The following is a 2,948-nucleotide window of genomic DNA, read 5'->3' as shown; positions in this document are numbered from 1 at the left end:
CGACGTCGCGCCCCTTCTCCGGCAGCAGCCGGTCCAGTCCGTAGCCGGAGACGCGACGGCGGAACTCGGGCATGGCGGTGCGCAGCTCGGCGCGGTGGGTCTGCACCAGGCGGGCCAGGGCGGCGTGGATCTCACCCTCACGGCCGGGGCGTTCGGCCAGTTCGGAGAACTCCTCGGCGGTGTGCCCGGAGCCTACGGTCATCCGGGTCCCGTCGGACAGCAGCACGTCCAGGGCGACGATGTTGTCGGCCGTGGTGCCCCAGGCCACCGAGTGCGAACCGCAGGCGTTGTTGCCGACCATGCCACCGATGGTGCAGCGACTGTGCGTGGAGGGGTCGGGGGCGAAGGTCAGGCCGTGTTCGGCGGTCGCTGCCCGCAGGTCGTCGAGGATCACCCCGGGTTCGACCGTGGCGGTGCGCGAGGCGGGGTCGACCTCGACGATGCGCCGAAGATGGCGTGAGGTGTCGATGACCACGCCGGTGCCGATGGCGTTGCCGGCGATGGACGTGCCTCCCCCTCGCGGGATCACCGGCACCCCGTGCGCGGCGCAGGCGCGGACCGCCGCCACGCAGTCCTCGACCGTCTCCGGGATGACCACGGCCAGGGGGACGCGGCGGTAGTTGGAGGCGTCGGAGGTGTACAGGGCGAGGGTTCCCGCGTCCAGGGCGACGGTCCCTTGGACGGATTCCTCCAGGTCCCTGCGCAGGGAGGCGAGATCGGGTCGTGCGGTGGTGCTGCTCGGGTCGGCCATGTGATCAGCGTGGCGTGACGCACGTCGTCCTGGCAACCACGCCGCGCGACCACCCGTCCACCGCCTCGGAGCGGATCATTCCAGGGACTCGTCCATGACGCGCACCAGGTCGCCGTCGGCGTCCATGTCGAGGTTCCAGACCATCATTCCGGCCAGGCCCTCCTCCCGCACGTACTCGCCCTTGAGGGCGATCACGTCGGGGTTGTCGTAGGTCCACCACTCGTCGCCGTCGTACACCCAGTAGGAGCCGGCCTCCTCGTCGAGGAAGCGGCGCCCCTCCATCTCCTCCAGCTCGTTGAACGGGCGGGTCGGGCCGTCGTAGTCGTCGTCCGCCGGCCCCTCCGCGGCCTGGTCGCGGCCGTCCTCGTCCGGGGGCACGCCCTGCCAGCCGCGCCCGAACGCCGGAACGCCCATCACCAGCCGACCGGGATCGGCGCCCAGGTCCAGGTAGCGGCGGACGGCCCGGTCCACGCTGTTGGCCTCGTCGTTGTATTCGGGGACGTGGAGGTTGGAGTGGTGGGCGGTGCTCTCGCTCCAGGGGCCGGAGAAGTCGTAGCCCTGCACGGTGGCGAAGTCGACGTGGTCGAAGATCTCCGCCTCGTAGGCCTCGCTGTGGGACGCCCCGCCGGGCAGGGAGGCGGACAGGACGTACTCCTGGCCGGTCTCGGCGGAGAGTTCGTCCATCTGACGGCGGAACTCGGCCAACAGGAGGGTGAAGTTGGCCGGGTCGTCGGGGTGTTCGACATTGGCGGAGTTGCCCTGTCCGCCCGGCCACTCCCAATCCAGGTCGATGCCGTCGAAGACACCCGCCGCGACCCCGTCACCGCCCTGGGGCTCGTCCCCGCGCACCGGCAGGTTCCCGCGCAGCCACAGGTCGAGGCAGGAGGACACGAAGGCCTCCCGGGACTCCTCGGTGCGGGCGGCGGTGGAGAAGTGCACCGACCAGTTCCACCCGCCCAGGGACAGGCTCGCGCCCAGGTCCGGGTGCAGGGCGCGCAGTTGCCGGAACTGGTTGAGGCCGCCGGCCAGTTCCTGCTCGTACTCGTCGGCCTCCCCTCCGACGCTCTCGTCGGCGTCGTAGCGACGCTGGTAGAGCTCCCAGGGCTGGTCGTGGTCGCCCTCGGGGATGTGGCACAGCCCCTCGGGGTCGATGTCGCCGAAGGCCCACATCAGGCGGGTCAGGTGCGCGGGGGCGCCGCTCTGCCTGAGCCGTTCGATGGTGAATCCGCGGTTGGCCACGTTCCAGTCGGCGAAGTAGCCGATACGTTCGAGCGGTCGCTTGTTCAGGAGCACGATGGCCCCCCCGATGAGTACGACGGCGACGACGGCCGCCCCCACCACCAGCAGCGGACGCCGGCCTGGGGACGGTCGGGGCCTGGAGGGTGTCGGCAGGGCGTTCACACCACGACCGTAGGGGCAGGAGCCTGGTCGGGGTGGTGGTTCGTCCCATCTCGGCCACATGAGGCCGTTCCCGGACGTCGGGGAACCCGGGGCCGTTCCCGGACGTTGTAGGCCGGTCAACCGCTGTGCAGGAAGTCCTTCAGGGTTCCGGCCCGTGAGGGGTGGCGGAGTTTGGCGAGGGTCTTGGCCTCGATCTGCCGGATGCGTTCCCGGGTCACCCCGAACTCCCGACCGACCTGTTCCAGGGTGTGCGGATGCCCGTCGGCCAATCCGAACCTCAGTCGGATGATGCGCCGTTCACGATCGGACAGATCGCCCAGGATCACCCGCAGCTGTTCCTGGAGCAGAGTGAAGGCGGCCGCCTCCACCGGTACGACGGCGTCGGAGTCCTCGATGAAGTCGCCGAAGTCGGACTCCTCCTCCCCGATGGGGGCCTGCAGGGAGACCGGTTCGCGGGCCATGCGCTGGATCTCCAGGACACGCTCACCGCCGAAGCCCGCAGCGGCGGAGATCTCGGCGAGGCTGGGTTCGCGGCCCAGTTGCTGGTGCAATCGGTGCTGGACCCGGATGATCTTGTTGATGGTCTCCACCATGTGCACGGGGATGCGGATGGTGCGCGCCTGGTCGGCGATGGCGCGGGTGATGGCCTGGCGGATCCACCAGGTGGCGTAGGTGGAAAAGCGGAAACCGCGTGCACAGTCAAACTTTTCTGCCGCCTTGATCAGGCCGATGTTGCCCTCCTGGATCAGGTCCAGGAAAGCCAGGTTGTGGCCCACGTGCTTTTTGGCGATGGACA

General features: G+C 69.8%; 3 protein-coding genes. All 3 read right to left on the bottom strand.

Annotated features, from left to right (window positions below; translation table 11 throughout):
- On the bottom strand, nucleotides 1–751 hold a 751-nt coding region (locus tag K8V84_RS09645; RefSeq protein ID WP_304073242.1), incomplete at its 3' end, for an FAD-binding oxidoreductase.
- A gap of 75 nt (nucleotides 752–826) precedes the next feature.
- Nucleotides 827–2,152, bottom strand: coding sequence for a glycoside hydrolase family 18 protein (locus tag K8V84_RS09640; RefSeq protein ID WP_304073239.1), 1,326 nt, complete (start codon nucleotides 2,150–2,152; stop codon nucleotides 827–829).
- A gap of 116 nt (nucleotides 2,153–2,268) precedes the next feature.
- The coding region (locus tag K8V84_RS09635; protein WP_304073236.1) for a sigma-70 family RNA polymerase sigma factor at nucleotides 2,269–2,948 on the bottom strand (680 nt) is incomplete at its 5' end.

Origin of the sequence: Nocardiopsis listeri (assembly GCF_020741345.1) — a bacterium.
Lineage (GTDB): Bacteria > Actinomycetota > Actinomycetes > Streptosporangiales > Streptosporangiaceae > Nocardiopsis > Nocardiopsis listeri_A.
Note: the sequence above shows the minus strand (reverse complement) of the source record. Positions and strands in the feature narration are given on the sequence as shown.